Genomic DNA, 17151 nt, shown 5'->3' on the forward strand with positions numbered 1-17151 from the left:
ATTTATCCTCACAGAAAAAAGGGGTCAGACCCCATTTTTCTGCCCGGATAAATGGGGTCTGACCCCGATTTTTCCGAAAAAAAAGCCACGCGGCGGCGTGGCTTTGGTTCGGATGCGGCGCCGGATTAACGGTGCGCGGTCATCTCACCCGGCAGGCTGTGCAGATAGGCGGCCAGGTCTTTGATTTCCTGCGTGGTCAGCGGCTTGGCCTGGGCGCCCATGATGGCGTTGGCACGGCCGTTGGCAGCGTCGCCACCGCGGCGATAGGCGGTCAGCGCATGCTCCAGGTAATCCTGGTGCTGGCCGGCCAGCTTCGGATAGCTGGGGTCGATCGGGTTGGTGAACTTGTCGCCATGGCAGGAGGCGCAGTTGTATTTCTTGGCGAGGGCGGCGCCGTTTTCCACATTGCCACCGGCAACAGCGGACAGGGACACGAGGGCCGCGCTCAGGGCGATCAGGGTCTTCTTCATGACGGGTCCTTATTTCTGTTTCTGTTGGGCGTAGAAGGCGGCGACGTCAGCCATATCCTGGTCGCTCAGCGAACCGGCGATGCCGCGCATCGACGGGTTCTTGCGCTCGCCTTTCTGGTAGGCCTTGAGCGCATTCTCGATGTACTTGGCCGACTGGCCACCGATCATCGGCACCTGGAACACTTCGGGGAAGGTCGCCTTGTAGCCGGGGATACCGTGGCAACCGATGCACAGCTCAATTTTGGCTTGACCAGCTTTGGCGTTGCCGACGATGTCGGCAGCCAGCGCGCCCTGGGCGAGGCCAGCGAGTACGCAGAGTGCGAAGATTTTTTTCATGGTGGCGATGAGTGGTGTGGATTCGTTAGCTTCGCGTGCAAAGACCTTATCTTTTGCACCATCAGCCTTACATCTTATCTGATTCCTGAATGCCAGTCCACCGCCTCAGTGATATCGCATATACTCGCTGTATTTCCCCTACACCGATCGCGTCTTTATGCAAGCTCCTCCGCGCTTTGAAGGCACCGCCGGCTATGTCGCCACGGACGACCTGAAACTGGCCGTGAATGCGGCCCTCACGCTCCAGCGCCCGCTGCTGATCAAGGGCGAGCCCGGCACCGGCAAGACCATGCTGGCCGAAGAAGTGGCCAGCGCCCTCGACCGGCCGCTGCTGCAGTGGCATATCAAATCGACAACCAAAGCCCAGCAGGGCCTGTACGAATACGACGCCGTCTCGCGCCTGCGCGATTCCCAGCTCGGCGACGAGCGCGTGCGCGACATCCACAACTACATCATCAAGGGGGTGCTGTGGCAGGCCTTCACGGCGCCCGAGCCGGTGGTGCTGCTGATCGACGAAATCGACAAGGCCGACATCGAGTTCCCGAACGACCTGCTGCGCGAACTCGACCGCATGGAGTTCTACGTCTACGAGACGCGCGAAATGGTCACGGCGCGCCACCGCCCGCTGGTGATCATCACCTCCAACAACGAGAAGGAATTGCCGGACGCCTTCCTGCGCCGCTGCTTCTTCCACTACATTAAGTTCCCGGACAAGGAGACGATGGCCGACATCGTGCGCGTCCACTTCCCCACGCTCAAGCAGGAGCTGCTGGCCAATGCGCTGCAGGCCTTCTACGAGGTGCGCGAGGTCGCCGGCCTGAAGAAGAAGCCGTCGACCTCGGAATTCCTCGACTGGCTGAAGCTGCTGCTGGCCGAGGACATCCCGCCCGAAGCCCTGCGCAGCCAGGACCGCAAGACCATCGTGCCGCCGCTGCACGGGGCCCTGCTCAAGAACGAACAGGACATCCACCTGTTCGAACGTCTGGTCTACATGTCGCGTACGAACCGCTGATGCTGCCCGTTCAAGCCACCGTGCTCGAATTCAATGGCGTGCGCCTGGAGCCACTCGGCCCCGAGCACGCCGCCGGTCTGCGCGCCGCCGCCAGCGACGGCCAGCTGTGGACGCTGCGCGTGACCTCGGTGCCGGCCCCGCACGAGGTCGACGACTACATCGCCAGCGCCATCGCCATGCGCCCGACGCGCATGGCCTGGGCCGTGATCGACCAGGCCAGCGGCGCCGTGATCGGCAGCACCAGCTACCACGACATCCTGCCGGCCGTGGAGCGGGTGGAAATCGGCTACACCTGGTATGCGCGGCGCTGGCAGCGCACCCATGTGAACACCAGCTGCAAGCTGATGCTGCTCAGCCATGCCTTCGATACCCTGGGCGCGGCCGTGGTCGGCCTGCGCACCGATAATTTCAACTTCGCCTCGCAGCGCGCAATCGAACGCCTCGGCGCCAAGAAGGATGGCGTGATCCGCCACCACCACCCGCGCCGCGACGGCAGCGTGCGCGACACCGTGATGTACAGCATCGTCAAGGGCGAATGGCCGGAGATCGCCGCCCACCTGCGCGACAAGCTACGACGCGACTGAGATGTTGATCGACTTCTTCTTCACCCTGCGCGACGCCAAGATTCCGGTGTCGATCAAGGAATTCCTGACCCTGCTCGAAGCCCTGCAGCAGCAGGTGATCGCGCCCTCGCTCGACGAGTTCTATTTCCTCGCGCGCCTGACCCTGGTGAAGGACGAAGCCCATTTCGACAAGTTCGACCGTGCATTCGGCGCCTATTTCAAGGGCGTGGCGGCGGTCTTCGACAACGCGCAAGGCATCCCGCCCGACTGGCTGCTGCAACGCATGCGGCGCGAACTGACGCCCGAGCAGCTGGCGGCGCTCGAGAAATTCGGCTACGACAAGCTGATGGAGCGCCTGCAAGAGCTGCTGAAGGAACAGAAGGAACGCCACGAAGGCGGCAATAAATGGATCGGCACGGGCGGCACTTCGCCGTTTGGCAATGGCGGCGCCAATCCAGAAGGCATCCGCATCGGCGGCAAGGGCGGCCAGCGCAGCGCCGTCAAGGTCTGGGAGCAGCGCAGCTACCGCGACTACGACGCCGAGCGCGAACTGGGCACGCGCAATATCAAGGTGGCGCTGCGCCGCCTGCGCCGTTTCGCGCGCGAGGGCGCCGAGGAGGAACTGGCGCTCGACGCCACCATCCGCGCCACCGCCAACAATGCCGGCTACCTCGACATCAAGATGCAGCCCGAGCGGCGCAACAAGGTCAAGGTGCTGATGCTGCTCGACGTCGGCGGCACGATGGACGAGCACATCGAACGCACGGAGGAATTGTTCTCGGCCGCCAAGAGCGAGTTCAAGAACATGGAATTCTTCTACTTCCACAACTGCGTCTACGACTACCTGTGGAAGAACAACCGGCGCCGCAATGCCGAGCGTTTCCCGACCTGGGACGTGCTGCGCAAATACCAGGCCGACACCAAGCTGATCTTCGTTGGCGACGCCACCATGAGCCCCTACGAGGTGCTGCAGCCGGGCGGCTCGGTCGAATACAACAACGCCGAAGCCGGGGCCGAATGGCTGGCGCGCTGCGTCACCACCTTCCCCCATTTCGTCTGGCTCAATCCCGAGCCCGAAGGCGTCTGGCAGTACCGCCAGTCGATCAGCATCATCCGCCAGATCATGAATAACCGCATGTACCCGGTCACCCTCGAAGGCCTCGACCGCGCCATGCGCATGCTGAGCAAATAATCAGGCGCCGAGCGAGAGCATCTTTTGCAGCAGGGCCAGCAGATTGCGGTCGGACACCGGCTTGTCCAGATAGCCGCGCACGCCGGCCGAGCGCGCGCGTTCGCGGTCGAACGTGAAATCGGCCGCGGCCAGCAGCACCACGGCGATGCGCAGGCCCTTGGGCGTGGCCTTGATCTCGGCGCACAGCTGATACGGATCGAGCCCGGGCGTGGCCGTATTCACCAGCACCAGCGCGACCGGCGTCTCCTCGCACAGGCTGACGGCCAGGGCCGCGCTGTCGGTCCACTCGACCGACACGCGGCGCGGCGCCAGCAGCGGGACGATGTGCTCGCGCAGCTGACCATCGGTGTCGACCAGCAGCACCGCCCCGGTCGGCGGCGCCTTGCGCAGGGCCAGGTATTCGCTCGGATCGGTCAGGTCGTAGTCGAGGCGCGGCCGGCGGCGCCGCTCGGGCAGGGCCGGGGCCGCGGCGCCGCCGGCCAGGGCCTGGGCGCGGCGCGCCATCAGGGCGTCGAGCAGGGCGAACAGTTCGTCCGGATCGACCGGCAGCGGCAGATGCGGCACCGCCAGCAGGCTGCTCGCCTCGCCGACCACGACGGCCGGCAGCAGCGGGCCGGGCTGGGCGGCCGCCAGCAGGGCCAGGGCCTGCAGGTCGGCGCCGTTGGCGATCACCAGATCGGGTTCCTGCAGGCTGTCCTCGCTCAGGCAGAAATAGCCGGCCCCCGGCAGCGGCGCGTCGGCCAGCACGGTGGCGATTTCGTCGGTGTCCTCGGGCGAGAAGCCCAGCAGGCGCACGGCATGGGGGTAGGCGGTAGCGAGCATGGGGGCAAATGCAGGTCGATCCGGCTATGGTAAGCAGCTGTTAGCGGCGTGGCAAGCCGATCCTCGCCGGGGTTTAGGTACAATACGCCGGTTTTTCCCGTCCAAGGTCAGCCTCATTGAGATAATGGCAACAAAGAAACCCGCATCCGATTACAGCGAAGCTTCCATCCGCGTTCTCAAGGGCCTGGAGCCCGTCAAGCAGCGTCCGGGCATGTACACCCGGACCGAAAATCCGCTCCACATCATCCAGGAGGTCATCGACAATGCCTCGGACGAGGCGCTGGCCGGCTTTTGCAAGAACATCGCCGTCACCCTCAATACCGATGGTTCCGTGACCGTCGAGGACGACGGGCGCGGCATTCCGGTCGGCCTGCATCCCGACGAGGGCGTGCCCACCGTCGAGATCGTGTTCACGCGCCTGCACGCCGGCGGCAAGTTCGACAAAGGCTCGGGCGGCGCCTACGCCTTCTCCGGCGGACTGCACGGGGTCGGCGTCTCGGTCACGAATGCCCTGTCCAAGCGCCTCGAGATCCATGTCTGGCGCAAGGAGCCGGACGGCAATGGCTTCCACACGCTGGCGTTTGAACATGGCGATCTGGTCGAGCCGCTGCGCTCGCAGCCGGCCCCGCGCGACGGCAAGAAGTCCGGCACCCGCGTGACGGCCTGGCCCGACGCCAAGTATTTCGATTCGCCCGCGATCTCGCACACCGAGCTGCAGCGCCTGCTGCGCTCGAAGGCCGTGCTGCTGCCTGGCGTGACCGTGACCCTGACCAATGCCAAGAACGGTGAGGTCCAGACCTGGCAGTACAAGGACGGCCTGCGCGGCTATCTGGTCGAGATGCTGGGCCAGCACGCCAATGGCGAAACCCTGATCCCCCTGTTCGAAGGCGAGCAGTTCGCCAGCAGCGAGTCGGAAGGCTTTGCCGAAGGCGAAGGCGCCAGCTGGGTGGTGGCCTGGACCGAGGACGGCGCCGTGGTGCGCGAATCCTATGTCAACCTGATCCCGACGCCGAACGGCGGCACCCACGAGTCGGGCCTGCGCGAAGGCCTGTTCGGCGCCGTCAAGGGCTTCTGCGAAATGCATTCCCTGCTGCCCAAAGGCGTCAAGCTGCTGCCCGAAGACGTGTTCAACCGCGTCTCCTTCGTGCTCAGCGCCAAGGTGCTCGATCCGCAATTCCAAGGCCAGATCAAGGAGAAGCTCAATTCGCGCGACGCCGTGCGCCTGGTCTCCTCCTTCTCCAAGCCGGCCCTCGAACTGTGGCTGAACCAGCATGTCGAGTATGGCAAGAAGCTAGCCGAGCTGGTCATCAAGCAGGCCCAGTCGCGCCTGCGCTCGGCCCAGAAAGTCGAGAAGAAGAAATCCTCGGGCGTGGCCGTGCTGCCCGGTAAGCTGACCGACTGCGAATCCTCCGACATCACGCGCAACGAGATCTTCCTGGTCGAGGGCGACTCGGCCGGCGGCTCCGCCAAGATGGGGCGCGACAAGGAATTCCAGGCCATCCTGCCCCTGCGCGGCAAGGTGCTGAATGCCTGGGAAACGGAGCGCGACCGCCTGTTCGCCAACAACGAGATCCACGACATCGCCGTGGCCGTCGGCGTCGACCCGCATGGGGAACACGACGAGCCCGATCTGTCGGGTCTGCGCTACGGCAAAATCTGCGTGCTGTCCGATGCCGACGTCGACGGCTCGCACATCCAGGTGCTGCTGCTGACCCTGTTCTTCCGCCACTTCCCGGCCCTGATCCGGCGCGGCCACATCTACATCGCCCGTCCGCCGCTGTACCGGGTCGACGCCCCGGCGCGCGGCAAGAAGCCGATCCAGAAGCTGTATGCGCTCGACGACCAGGAACTGACGGCCATCGAAGACAAGCTGAAGAAGGACGGCCTGAAGGACGGCTCCTGGACCATCAGCCGCTTCAAGGGTCTGGGCGAGATGAATGCCGAGCAGCTGTGGGAAACCACGATGAACCCGGACACGCGCCGCCTGCTGCCGGTCGCCTTCAACGAATACACGCCGCAGGAAGCGGCGGCCCGCTTCAATATGTTGATGGGCAAGGGCGAAGCGGCCGCACGCCGCGCCTGGATCGAAGAACATGGCAACGAAGCCGAAGCCGATATTTAAGACCGCACCATGAGTAATCAAGCCAGCCTCTTTGAACAACAGAATGTGCCGGACGACGGCGAATCGCTGACCCTGTCCACGTTTGCCGAGCGCGCCTATCTCGACTACGCGATCTCGGTCGTCAAGGGCCGCGCCCTGCCCGATGTGTCGGACGGCCAGAAGCCGGTCCAGCGCCGCATCCTGTACGCGATGAACGAACTGGGCCTGGGCGCCACGGCCAAGCCGCGCAAATCGGCCACCGTGGTCGGCGAAGTGCTCGGCAAGCTGCACCCGCACGGCGACCAGTCCGTGTATGACGCCCTGGTGCGCATGGCCCAGGACTTCTCGCTGCGCTACCCGCTGATCGACGGCCAGGGCAATTTCGGCTCGCGCGATGGCGACGGCGCCGCCGCCATGCGTTACACGGAAGCGCGCCTGACCCCGATCTCGCGCCTGCTGCTCGACGAAATCGACGAAGGCACGGTCGACTTCCAGCCCAATTACGACGGCTCGACCGAAGAGCCGTGCACGCTGCCGGCGCGCCTGCCGATGGTGCTGCTCAATGGCGCCAGCGGCATCGCGGTCGGCCTGGCCACCGAGATCCCCTCGCACAATCTGAAGGAAGTGGCGGCGGCCGCCGTGGCCATGATCCGCAACCGCGATCTGCCCCACGCCGAGCTGATGCAGCTGATTCCCGGCCCCGACTTCCCCGGCGGCGGCCAGATCATCACCCCGCCGGCCCAGATCGCCGAGATGTATGCGACCGGGCGCGGCTCGATGAAGGTGCGCGCGCGCTGGAAGATCGAAGAACTGGCGCGCGGCCAGTGGCAGGCCGTGGTGACCGAGCTGCCGCCCGGGACCTCGGCCCAGAAGGTGCTCGAAGAGATCGAAGAGCTGACCAATCCCAAGGTCAAGGCCGGCAAGAAGTCGCTGACGCCCGAGCAGAGCGCGCTCAAGCAGCTGATTCTCGGCGCGCTCGACACGATTCGCGACGAAGCCGGGCGCGATGCGCCGGTGCGCCTGGTGTTCGAGCCGAAGTCGAAGAACCAGGACGCGGCCGAATTCATGAACCTGATGCTGGCCCACACCTCGCTCGAGACCAGCGCCTCGATCAACCTGGTCATGATCGGCAATGATGGCCGCCCGCGCCAGAAAGGCCTGGCCGAGATTCTCGGCGAATGGATCGACTACCGCTTCAGCACCGTACGCCGCCGTACCGAGCACCGTCTGGGCAAGGTCAATGACCGCATCCATATTCTCGAAGGGCGCCAGACCGTCCTGCTGAATATCGACGAAGTCATCGCCATCATCCGTAACAGCGACGAACCGAAGGCCGCCCTGATCGCCCGCTTCGCCCTGTCCGACCGCCAGGCCGAGGACATCCTCGAGATCCGCCTGCGCCAGCTGGCGCGCCTGGAAGCGATCAAGATCGAACAGGAGCTGGCCGAACTGCGCAAGGAGAAGGAGCAGCTGGAAGACCTGCTGGCCAATCCGTCCTCGCTCAAGCGCCAGGTGATCAAGGAGATCGAGGCCGACGCCAAGGCCTTTGGCGACGCGCGCCGCACCCTGATCGAAGAAGCCCAGAAGGCCGTGGTCGAGCAGAAGGTGGTGGACGAGCCGGTGACCGTGATCGTCTCCGAAAAAGGCTGGGTGCGGGCGCGCACCGGCATCGGCCACGACGTCGGCCAGTTCACCTTCAAGGCCGGCGACAGCCTGCACAGCGCGTTCGAGTGCCGCACGGTCGACACCCTGCTGTGCTTCGGCGACAACGGCAAGATCTACTCGGTGCCGGTGGCGGCCCTGCCCGGCGCGCGCGGCGACGGCGTGCCGATCACCACCCTGATCGACCTGTCCGGCGGCGTGCGCGTGCTGCACTACTACGCCGGCCCGGCCAGCGCGCGCCTGCTGCTGGCCAGCAGCGCCGGCTACGGCTTCATCGCCAGCGCCGGCGACATGGTGTCGCGTCTGAAGGGCGGCAAGTCCTTCATCACCCTCGACGAGGGCGCCCAGCCGCTGGCCCCGCGCCTGATCGGCGAGGACATGGGCGCGCTGGCCTGCCTGTCCGAGCACGGACGCCTGCTGGTGTTCGGTCTGGACGAAATGAAGGTGCTGGCCAATGGCGGGCGCGGCGTGACCCTGATGGAGCTCGAGGACAAGGAAAGTCTGCTGGCGGCCCAGCCGATCACCCAGAAGGGCGTGCAGGTGCTCGGCACCGGGCGCGGCGGCAAGGCGCAGGAAGTAGCGCTGGCCAATTCCGGCCTGGCCCACCATTTCGGCAAGCGCGCCCGCAAAGGCAAGGCCCTGCTCGCCAAGCTCAAGCCCCAGACCCTGCGCCCCGCCTGATCCCAAACGGTGTCAGGTCCGGCGATCGGACATCGGGGAACTTTTCGCGACAGCGAAAGTTCCCCGATGTCCGATCGCCGGACCTGACACCGTTCTTTATCTGCTGTATTGGTCGATGGTGGCGCGGATGGCGTCCTGGCAGACCTGGCAGAATTTCTCGCTGCGGTCGAACATCAGACACTGCATCTCGGAACGGTAGTAGCCGCTTGCTTCGTAGTTCGCGCCTTCGAATGCGCCGATCGTGTGGCGCTGTGCGGCGTCGGCGAACAGCTGGTGCGTGGCCGCCAGGTCTTCCTTGAACAGGGCGCTCATCTCGGACTCGGGCCGGTTCGCCGCGCGCAGCGCCTGGCGCTTTTTCTGGTAGACGCGCGCGGCCTCTTCGTACTGGGCCTTGGGCCAGGGCGTCGGCAGCGGCGTGCCGGGCTTGACCAGGGCTTTCCACTTCAGCTGCGCCGGATCGTGCAGGGCCGTCACGTTCGGCTCCCAGGGCTCGGGCCGCTCGCCGCTCGACTGGTAGGCCACGGGCGAGGTGTAGTACTCGTCGGCCAGGCCGGCGAAGTGGTGGCCGAATTCGTGCACGAACAGATAATTGGCCCAGTCGTTGCTGGCCGCCGCCGTCGAGAACTGGCCGTAGATGCCGCCACCGCCATAGGTCTCGTTGTTGACGAGGATTTCGATGAACTCGTAGGGCGCGTACATGGCGATGTCGCGCAGCGCGCGGTTGTCCAGCGCCAGCACGTAACGCTCGCTGCCGAAGATGTCGTAGCGCGTGCCCAGGGCGGAGGCCTTGTAGCTGCCGGTCGACGGACGCGACACGCCGCTTTCCTCGGTCGGCACGGCCAGGCCCCAGACATTGAAGTCCTGGCGCCGCTCCTTATAGGGCGAGACGGTAAACAGCTGGGCGACCAGGCGGCGCGCGTCGGCCTCGAACTTGCCCAGCTCGGCCCGCGTGTAGCCGTCCCCGAGGATCAGCAGATCAACTTTCTCGGGCGAGGGGCCGCTGATCTGCAGCGCAATCGGCTGCGCCGGCGCCGGGCCCTGGCGGCGGATCACGTCCTGCGCCTGCGGGTCGATGTCGGCGCTCCACACAAGCGAAAACTGGTTGCGCTCGTCGCGCTTGAGCAGGCGCACGCGCACCGGATGCTCGGGCAGCGGAAAGCGCAGCGATTCCTCGAAGGCGCGCGACATGCGCCCCGCCTCCTCGGTCGTGCGCCACTCGGCGAACACGGTGGAAAAGCCGCGTGAGTACAGCAGCTTGCCGGTCTTGGCATCGACCACTTCGAACTTGTTGTTGCCACGCTCGGTGCGGTCGATCGCCTGCTGCGCGCCGCCGGGCCAGGGCAGCGGCTCGATCAGCACGCGCGCCAGCGCATAGCTGTCGCTCAGCGCATTTCCGCTATGGCTGACGTCGACCCGCATCGTGCCTGGCTGCGCGCCCCAGGCCAGCGGCGCCGCCAGCAGCAGCGCACTCATACATACACCTCGCCACATGGCGCCCCTCCCTGTTGTAAGTGCGTGCATTGTAGCCCTTGGGCCAACACTTCTCACAGGAAAGACGGCATACTTGCCTGTCATTTCAACCAAGGAGGCATCATGCAAAGACCACTGGCGGGTTGGCTCACCCGACTTTGCCTGGCCGTCGCGGCGGCAGCGACCCTGCCGGCCCTCGCGGCCGATCCGGAACCCCTGTTCCGTCCCTCGTACTTCTCGACCTATGCGGCTCCCAGTGCGGCCCCGGTCCTGCTGAAGAACGCCACCATTCTGACCGGCAGCGGCGCGCGTCTGGACGGCGCCGACCTGCTGCTGGCCGACGGCAAAGTGGCCGCGATCGGCAAAGGTCTGAGCGCGCCGGCCGGGGCCCAGGTGATCGACGCCAGCGGGCGCTGGATCACGCCGGGCCTGATCGACCCGCACTCGCACCTGGGCGACTATGCCTCGCCGGGCGTGTGGGCCCATGCGGACGGCAATGAGATGACCAGCCCGACCACGCCTCAGGTCTGGGCCGAACACGCGGTGTGGCCGCAGGACCCGGGCTTCCTGGCCGCGCGTGCCGGTGGCGTGACCTCGATGGTGATCCTGCCCGGCTCGGGCAATCTGATCGGCGGGCGCGGTGTGCTGCTGAAGAACGTGCCGGCCACCACCTACCAGGGCATGAAGTTCCCGGGGGCGCCCCAGGTGCTGAAGATGGCCTGCGGCGAGAACCCCAAGCGCGTCTACGGCGAAGGCCGCAAGCAGGCGCCGATGACCCTGATGGGGAATGTGGCAGGCTACCGCGAAGCCTTCACCAAGGCCGTCAACTACCGCGAGAAGCGGCGCGCCTGGGACAAGGAGAAGAAGGGCGCCCCGCCCGATCGTGACATCGGCATGGAGACCCTGGTCGAGGTCCTCGATGGGAAGATCCTGGTGGAGATGCACTGCTACCGCGCCGACCAGATGGCCACCATGCTCGACGTGGCCAAGGAATTCAACTTCAAGATCTCGGCCTTCCACCACGCCGTGGAAGCCTACAAGATCGCCCCGCTGCTGCGCGAGACGAACACCTGCGCCGTGATGTGGGCCGACTGGTATGGCTTCAAGATGGAGTCCTTCGACGGCATCCGCGAGAACATCGCCATCGTCGATGCGGTGGGCGCCTGCGCCACCCTGCACTCGGACAGCGCGGTCGACATCCAGCATCTGAACCAGGAGGCGGCCAAGGCCATGGCGGCCGGGCAGCGCGCCGGCATCGGCGTGGCGCCGGAGAAGGCGATCAGCTGGATCACGCTGAACCCGGCCCGCGCGATCGGCATGGACGGCCAGATCGGCAGCCTGGATGTGGGCAAGAACGCCGACGTGGTGCTGTGGAGCGCCAATCCCTTCTCGATCTTCGCCAAGGCCGATCTGGTCTTCATCGACGGGATTGCCCGCTTTGACCGCCGCCGTCCCAACGACGGCCTGACGTCCGACTTCAGCGTCGGCACCACCCAGCGCTAGGAGCCCAGCATGCAGACGACTTTCAAGACCCTGATCGCCGCCGTCGGCCTGGCCTGCGCCCAGTACGCCGCGGCCGGCACCGTGGCCATCACCAATGCCACCATCTACACGGCCGACAGCGCCGGCATCATCAAGAACGGCACCGTGCTGGTGAAGGACGAGCGCATCGTCGCCGTCGGCACCAGCGTCAAGCTGCCGGAAGGCGCCACCGTCATCGACGCCAAGGGCCGCGTGCTGACACCGGGCTTCTTCGCGCCGCTGTCGAATCTGGGCGTGGTGGAGATCGAAGGCGTGAACGAGACCAATGACCACGCCGTGGCCAGCAAGCGTTACAGCGCCGCCCTCGACATGGCCGACGCCTACAACCCGCACAGCACGCGCATCCCGATCGCCTATGTCGACGGGGTCACGCGCGCCATGGTCTACCCGGGCACCAAGCGAGGCGGCAGCCTGATCGCCGGCCAGGGCATGGTGGTCAATCTGGGCGACGCCAAGCGCTGGATGGTCAAGCCGCATGCGGCCATGTTTGCCGAATTCGGCGAACAGGGCGCGGCCCTGTCGGGCACCCGCGCCAGCGCCGTGCTGGCGCTGCGCGAAGCCTTCGAACAGGTCAAGGGCACGGCCAAGGCCAAGCCGCAGATGGACGATCTGCTGTCCGCGCTCGACGTGGCGGCCCTGAAGCCGGTGCTGGCCGGCCAGGTGCCGCTGGTGATGAGCGTGAACCGCGCTTCCGACATCGAGGCGGCACTGGCGCTGGCGCGCGAGTACAAGCTCAAGCTCGTGATCGACGGCGGCAGCGAGGCCTGGATGGTGGCCGAGCAGCTGGCCAAGGCCAAGGTGCCGGTGATTCTCAATCCGCTCTCGGTCCTGCCCAGCCATTTCGAAGATCTGGGCGCGCGCGCCGACAACGCCAAGCTGCTGCAGCAGGCCGGCGTGATGGTGGCCTTCTCGTCCGACGCCACCGAGACCTACAACCCGCGCGTGCTGCGCCAGCTGGCCGGGAATGCGGTCAATGGCGGGCTCGATCCGCAGGCCGCGCTGGCCGCCGTGACGATCAATCCGGCGCGCCTGTACGGGGTCGACAAGCAGCTCGGCTCGATCGCGCCGGGCAAGCAGGCCGACCTGGTGCTGTGGGACGGCGAGCCGCTCGAGCTGACCAGCCATCCGGCCGCGGTCTACATCGACGGCAAGCTGATGCCGACCACGACCCGCCAGACCGAACTGCGCGACCGCTACATGCGGATGTGGAAGCTGAAGTAAGCAAACCGACCGGGGCCCAGCGCCCCGGTTTTTTTACCCCCAGAAAAAATGGGGTCAGACCCCTTTTTTCCATGCAGCTCTGGCAGCCGAGGTAAGGCCCCCGCTTTTCTTGCCCGCCAGATAAATGGGGTCTGACCCCGATTTATCTGGATGGAAAAATGGGGTCTGACCCCATTTTTTGGGGCTCGTCGCGGTAGAGCGGGTCGGCCATGCGCACGGGTTGAATGTCGAGGCCGATATTCAGCACGCTGCCGCTGTCGGCGCCGGGCCGGGCGTAGGCGCGCGTCGTGGGCAGGCGGCGCAGGGTGAACAGGAAGCCGCGCGCCACTCCGGCCTCGAAGGCGAGGCCGGTGGCGCTGTCCTGGTCACTGTCGGCCAGGGCGGCCATCAGCTCGGTCAGCGCGCCATTGGCCAGGATCGCGGAGCTGAACAGGCGGCCCGTATGGGTAGGCTGGCCGTGCTCGAGCGGGTGCGCCGCGCTCGTGATGGCGCCCGTGAGCAGGTCGAAGCCGTCGCCGCTCTCGTAGTAGGACAGGCGCGCCTGGCGCAGTGCGCCGCCGCCAGCCGCCATGGCCTCGCTCAGGTCGACCCGCAGCACGCCTTTGTAGCCCAGCACGCGCGCCTGCCCATCCTGCACGAGCATGGCGGTGTCCTCGTCGATGCCGACGCCGATGCGCTGGCCGCTGGCCAGCATGGCCGGTATCAGCCGGGCTACGCGTCCGCGCACCAGAAAATGCTGGTCGATGAAGACCTGCTCGCCGATGAAACCGAGGCCGGGGCCGATGTCGGCGCCGACCTTGGCCCCTTCGCCCAGCATGGCCAGCAGGCCGCGCGGCTCGGTGAACATGGTGCGGCTCATGATGGCCGCGCCCGCCGAACTGCCGGCCACCACGCCGCCGCGCTGGTACAGGCGCCAGACGGCGTCCAGCACGCGCGTGGCGCTGCCATCGGCATGGCGCAGCGCCTGCACGATGCGGTTCTGATCCCCGCCCACGAAGTAGGCGCCGCCCGCTGCCGCTACGCGTGCGGCCAGGGCGGCATCGTCGGCGGCCTGGCGTGCATCGCCGGGCAGGCGCGGCGCCACTGGCACCACAAAGGCCTCGGCGCCGGCCGCGCGCAGGCGGGCCGCGGCCGCCGCGCCCGCGCCCTGGGGATCGGCGGATGCGGTCGGGAACACGGCCACGCGCGCGCCGCGCCCGCCGGCCTGACTGACGACGGCATCCCACACGGCGCTGTTACTGTCGCGCAGGGCGCCGCCGATGATCAGCAGCGAACCGGCCGCCTGCGCCCAGGCGCAGGCGAATACCAGCAGCAGGGCGCTCCAGCGCATCACTTGAAGCTGTAGCTGGCCTGGACGAAGGCGCTGCGGCCGCGCGGGTCGGCGTAGGTCGGATCGTAGCCGGCCAGGAAGTAGTAGGCCTGATTCGAGAACGGCGGCGCCGTGTCGGCCAGGTTCAGCACGCCGGCGCGCAGCTTCATCTGCTTGTTGACGGCGTAGCTGGCGCTCAGATCCCACAGCGAATAGGCCTTGACCGAGCGCGAAGGCAGCAGCTTGTCCGAGACCGGGTCATAGGTCGTGTTCTGGTCGGTGTAGCCGGACGAGTACTGGTTCGCCAGCGTGACATTCAGCGGGCCTTGATCCCAGCCGAAGTTGATCCGGTGGCGCCACTTCTGGATCACCTGGTCATTCAGGAACACGCCGAGGTTCGAGCGGTAGGGCTCGAGCGGGCCAAACTGGCGGTCGTAGGTCAGCACCAGGGTGCCGCTGATACCGGCCGAGAAGCGCCCCAGCGGCGAGGCCTCGCTGCGCCAGTCGGCGGCGATGTCGAGGCCATTGGTCTTCAGGCGCCCCTGGTTCTCCTTCACCAGCAGGATATTGGTGATGAAGCCGTCGCTGTCGCGCTGGATGTACTTGCCGTTGTACTTGGCCGGATTGTCGACGATGATCTGCTCGCCGAGGGTGGAAATCACGTCCTTCTTGCGGATGTCCCAGTAGTCGACCGAGAACGTGAACTGCTTGCCCATCTCGACCACGGCGCCGAACGAAAACTGCTGCGACTTCTCCGGCTTCAAGTTCGGGTTGGAGCGGCGCTCCACCGGCCACTGGTCGGTACACAGGTCAATCGAGCCTTCCTGCTTGGCGCACTGCGGATCGGTCAGGAAGGACGAGGCGCTGCCATAGGTGGTCGGGCGCTTCAGATCGGCCAGCGAGGGCGCGCGGAAGCCGGTGCCGGCCGAGGCGCGCACCAGCAGCTGCTTGGCGGGCTGCCAGCGCAGGCCCAGCTTGGGATTGGTGGTCGAGCCGACCTGGCTGTATTTGTCGTAGCGGACCGCGAACTGCATCTCCAGCTGCTTGCTGAAGGGCGCATTCAGTTCGGCGTAGACCGAGGACACGTGGCGGCTGTCGTCGGTGGCCTTGAGGTCGGTGGTGGAACCGGCGGCCAGGCCGGTATCGCGGTCGCCGGCGATATTATTCGACAGCAGCAGGGCCGAGGGCGTGAACGTGGTGTTCTCGTAGCGCAGTTCGGCGCCGACGGCCAGCGCCAGTTCGCCGCCTTCGAGCTGGCCGATGGCCTTGGACAGCTTGCCGTCGATGGCGCTGGTGCTGCCCTTCGACTTGCGCGCTTCGTCATTGACCTTGATCGACTTGATCAGATCGAGCCCGGCCTGGGACGAGGCGCCCCAGGGGTTGATGATGCCGCTCTGGACGCCGGCCACGAATTTGTCATACAGGACGTAGCCGTCCACGTATTTGTCGACCGCCTTGTTCTCGGCGCGCGACAGGCCCAGGTCGTAGTCCCAGCCGGCCACATTGCCGGTCGCGCCCAGCACCAGGCGGGTGCCGGTGGACGTGACTTCATTGGTGCGGTTGCCCGCCTCCGTCATGCGGTAGCGGATGCCGCTGAAGGTGGTCGGCAGACCGGCCGCCGACAGCACGCTCCGGTACTTGGCCGGCAGGATCGACACCGGCAGATTGCGGATGCGCTGCGGGTTCGGGCTGAGCACATAGCGGCTGCGCGCTTCGGACTCGGTCAGCTCGGCATACAGCTGGTTGTCGGCGTTGACCTGCACGGTGGCGCGGCCGACGAAACCGAGCTTGCGCGAATCCGGATAGATCTCGGTGTCCTCCATGTAGTCGTAGGAGCAGGCCAGCGGACCGCCCGGGCCGGCGGCGGCATACACGGTGGCCGGCGGATTACAGGCCGGCGAGCTTGGATTGATGCGGTTGCGGGTGGCGCCGGCCGGCAGCACGCCGGCCGCGATCAGGGCATTGCGCTGGGCCGAGGAGATGTCGATATTGGCCGGATAGGTGTTCGAGGACATCAGCGCCGGCAGCAGGCCGGCCAGCGGGCGGTCCTTGATGAACTGGCGCTGCGAGGAGCGCAGCGCGTCGAGCTGCTGGACGTCGATCACGCCGAACACATTGAAGCCGTCCTTGGCCAGATCGCCGTGGCCGCCGGACAGCGACAGCGTGCGCTTGCCGGCGCCGCCTTCGTGGGTGGCCGCGGCCGAGGCGGTGATGTCGGCGCCCTGGTAGTCCTTGCGGGTGATGAAGTTGATCACGCCGCCGATGGCGTCGGTGCCGTAGATGGCGGAGGCGCCGTCCTTGAGGATTTCGACGCGCTGGATGGCGCCGGCCGGGATGTTATTCAGGTCGACACCGGCGTTATCCCCGGGCGAGGCGAAATTGGCCAGGCGGCGGCCATTGAGCAGCACCAGCGTGGACGACACGCCGATGCCGCGCAGGTTGGCCCCATTGAAGCCGCGCTGGCCGCTGGTGCCGTCGGTGATGCTCATGCCATCGGACAGGGGGGCCGTATTGGCGGCGATATTCTTGAGCAGCTCGGCGGCCGTGGTGACACCGCTCTTGTCGATGTCCTCGCGCTTGACCACCTGCACCGGCAGGGCCGTCTCGGCGTCGATGCGCTTGATCGACGAACCGGTAATCTCCACGCGCTGGAGCGGCGCGCTGGCCTCCTGGGCCAGCACCGGGGCGGCGAAGGCGGCCCCCAGGGCCAGTGCCAACACGGTCAGTTGCGGTGCGCGGTAATGCTGTCTCATGAAATCCCCCTTGGTGT

13 protein-coding genes are annotated in these 17151 nt (G+C 66.5%); 7 read left to right on the forward strand and 6 right to left on the reverse strand.

Annotated features, from left to right (window positions below; all coding sequences use genetic code 11):
- Window positions 1–125 precede the first annotated feature (125 nt).
- Both LZ005_RS17865 and LZ005_RS17870 read right to left on the reverse strand, forming a co-directional pair.
- Window positions 126–470, reverse strand: a complete 345-nt coding sequence (locus tag LZ005_RS17865; protein ID WP_237809861.1) for a cytochrome c — start codon at window positions 468–470, stop codon at window positions 126–128.
- A 9-nt stretch (window positions 471–479) separates the two neighbouring features.
- Window positions 480–806 (reverse strand): cytochrome c, encoded by a 327-nt coding sequence (locus LZ005_RS17870; protein WP_237809862.1) that lies wholly within the window; start codon window positions 804–806, stop codon window positions 480–482.
- Window positions 807–963: 157 nt separating this feature from the next.
- Between LZ005_RS17870 and LZ005_RS17875 the strand changes: the two genes are divergently transcribed.
- The 3 genes from LZ005_RS17875 to LZ005_RS17885 are packed head-to-tail and all read left to right on the forward strand — an operon-like array spanning window position 964 to window position 3573.
- On the forward strand, window positions 964–1818 hold the full coding sequence (locus LZ005_RS17875) for a MoxR family ATPase (RefSeq protein ID WP_237809863.1): 855 nt from the start codon (window positions 964–966) through the stop codon (window positions 1816–1818).
- Entirely contained in the window at window positions 1818–2402 is a 585-nt protein-coding gene (locus LZ005_RS17880; protein WP_237809864.1) for a GNAT family N-acetyltransferase, read from the forward strand. The genes LZ005_RS17875 and LZ005_RS17880 overlap by 1 nt, the downstream gene beginning before the upstream one ends.
- 1 nt (window position 2403) lies before the next feature.
- The gene (locus tag LZ005_RS17885; protein WP_237809865.1) at window positions 2404–3573 is read left to right on the forward strand and encodes a VWA domain-containing protein; all 1170 of its coding nucleotides are present in this window, start codon (window positions 2404–2406) and stop codon (window positions 3571–3573) included.
- On the opposite strand, the gene LZ005_RS17890 is transcribed toward LZ005_RS17885, so the two are convergent.
- On the reverse strand, window positions 3574–4395 hold the full coding sequence (locus LZ005_RS17890; RefSeq protein WP_237809866.1) for a response regulator: 822 nt from the start codon (window positions 4393–4395) through the stop codon (window positions 3574–3576).
- 124 nt (window positions 4396–4519) lie between these two features.
- Between LZ005_RS17890 and LZ005_RS17895 the strand changes: the two genes are divergently transcribed.
- Window positions 4520–6517 carry a DNA topoisomerase IV subunit B gene (locus LZ005_RS17895; RefSeq protein WP_237809867.1) on the forward strand — a complete coding sequence of 666 codons (1998 nt, stop codon included), beginning with the start codon at window positions 4520–4522 and terminating at the stop codon, window positions 6515–6517.
- 9 nt (window positions 6518–6526) lie between these two features.
- Window positions 6527–8839 carry a DNA topoisomerase IV subunit A gene (gene parC, locus LZ005_RS17900; RefSeq protein WP_237809868.1) on the forward strand — a complete coding sequence of 771 codons (2313 nt, stop codon included), beginning with the start codon at window positions 6527–6529 and terminating at the stop codon, window positions 8837–8839.
- 96 nt (window positions 8840–8935) lie between these two features.
- On the opposite strand, the gene LZ005_RS17905 is transcribed toward parC, so the two are convergent.
- Complete coding sequence (locus tag LZ005_RS17905) at window positions 8936–10312, reverse strand: IgA Peptidase M64 (RefSeq protein ID WP_237809869.1); 1377 nt, start codon at window positions 10310–10312, stop codon at window positions 8936–8938.
- A 120-nt stretch (window positions 10313–10432) separates the two neighbouring features.
- On the opposite strand from LZ005_RS17905, the gene LZ005_RS17910 reads away from it, so the two are divergent.
- Both LZ005_RS17910 and LZ005_RS17915 read left to right on the forward strand, forming a co-directional pair.
- Window positions 10433–11812, forward strand: coding sequence for an amidohydrolase (locus LZ005_RS17910; RefSeq protein ID WP_237809870.1), 1380 nt, complete (start codon window positions 10433–10435; stop codon window positions 11810–11812).
- Between the two features lie 9 nt (window positions 11813–11821).
- Entirely contained in the window at window positions 11822–13072 is a 1251-nt protein-coding gene (locus tag LZ005_RS17915) for an amidohydrolase family protein (RefSeq protein WP_237809871.1), read from the forward strand.
- A 142-nt stretch (window positions 13073–13214) separates the two neighbouring features.
- Here the strand turns inward: LZ005_RS17915 and LZ005_RS17920 are convergent, their stop codons facing one another.
- On the reverse strand, window positions 13215–14402 hold the full coding sequence (locus LZ005_RS17920; RefSeq protein ID WP_237809963.1) for a cyanophycinase: 1188 nt from the start codon (window positions 14400–14402) through the stop codon (window positions 13215–13217).
- A complete protein-coding gene (locus tag LZ005_RS17925; protein ID WP_237809872.1) occupies window positions 14402–17134 on the reverse strand; it encodes a TonB-dependent receptor in 2733 nt (910 codons plus the stop codon). Before LZ005_RS17925 ends, LZ005_RS17920 begins: the two co-directional genes overlap by 1 nt.
- Window positions 17135–17151 lie beyond the last annotated feature (17 nt).

This window comes from Massilia sp. TS11 (assembly GCF_022012445.1).
Classification (GTDB): domain Bacteria; phylum Pseudomonadota; class Gammaproteobacteria; order Burkholderiales; family Burkholderiaceae_D; genus Telluria.

Coding starts and splice junctions, on each gene's coding strand:
- LZ005_RS17895 (WP_237809867.1), top strand. CDS start 4,520: ATGGCAACAAAGAAACCCGCATCCGATTACAGCGAAGCTTCCATCCGC.
- LZ005_RS17915 (WP_237809871.1), top strand. CDS start 11,822: ATGCAGACGACTTTCAAGACCCTGATCGCCGCCGTCGGCCTGGCCTGC.
- LZ005_RS17870 (WP_237809862.1), bottom strand. CDS start 806: ATGAAAAAAATCTTCGCACTCTGCGTACTCGCTGGCCTCGCCCAGGGC.
- LZ005_RS17905 (WP_237809869.1), bottom strand. CDS start 10,312: ATGAGTGCGCTGCTGCTGGCGGCGCCGCTGGCCTGGGGCGCGCAGCCA.
- LZ005_RS17885 (WP_237809865.1), top strand. CDS start 2,404: ATGTTGATCGACTTCTTCTTCACCCTGCGCGACGCCAAGATTCCGGTG.
- LZ005_RS17875 (WP_237809863.1), top strand. CDS start 964: ATGCAAGCTCCTCCGCGCTTTGAAGGCACCGCCGGCTATGTCGCCACG.
- LZ005_RS17880 (WP_237809864.1), top strand. CDS start 1,818: ATGCTGCCCGTTCAAGCCACCGTGCTCGAATTCAATGGCGTGCGCCTG.
- LZ005_RS17925 (WP_237809872.1), bottom strand. CDS start 17,134: ATGAGACAGCATTACCGCGCACCGCAACTGACCGTGTTGGCACTGGCC.
- LZ005_RS17890 (WP_237809866.1), bottom strand. CDS start 4,395: ATGCTCGCTACCGCCTACCCCCATGCCGTGCGCCTGCTGGGCTTCTCG.
- LZ005_RS17865 (WP_237809861.1), bottom strand. CDS start 470: ATGAAGAAGACCCTGATCGCCCTGAGCGCGGCCCTCGTGTCCCTGTCC.
- LZ005_RS17920 (WP_237809963.1), bottom strand. CDS start 14,402: ATGCGCTGGAGCGCCCTGCTGCTGGTATTCGCCTGCGCCTGGGCGCAG.
- parC (WP_237809868.1), top strand. CDS start 6,527: ATGAGTAATCAAGCCAGCCTCTTTGAACAACAGAATGTGCCGGACGAC.
- LZ005_RS17910 (WP_237809870.1), top strand. CDS start 10,433: ATGCAAAGACCACTGGCGGGTTGGCTCACCCGACTTTGCCTGGCCGTC.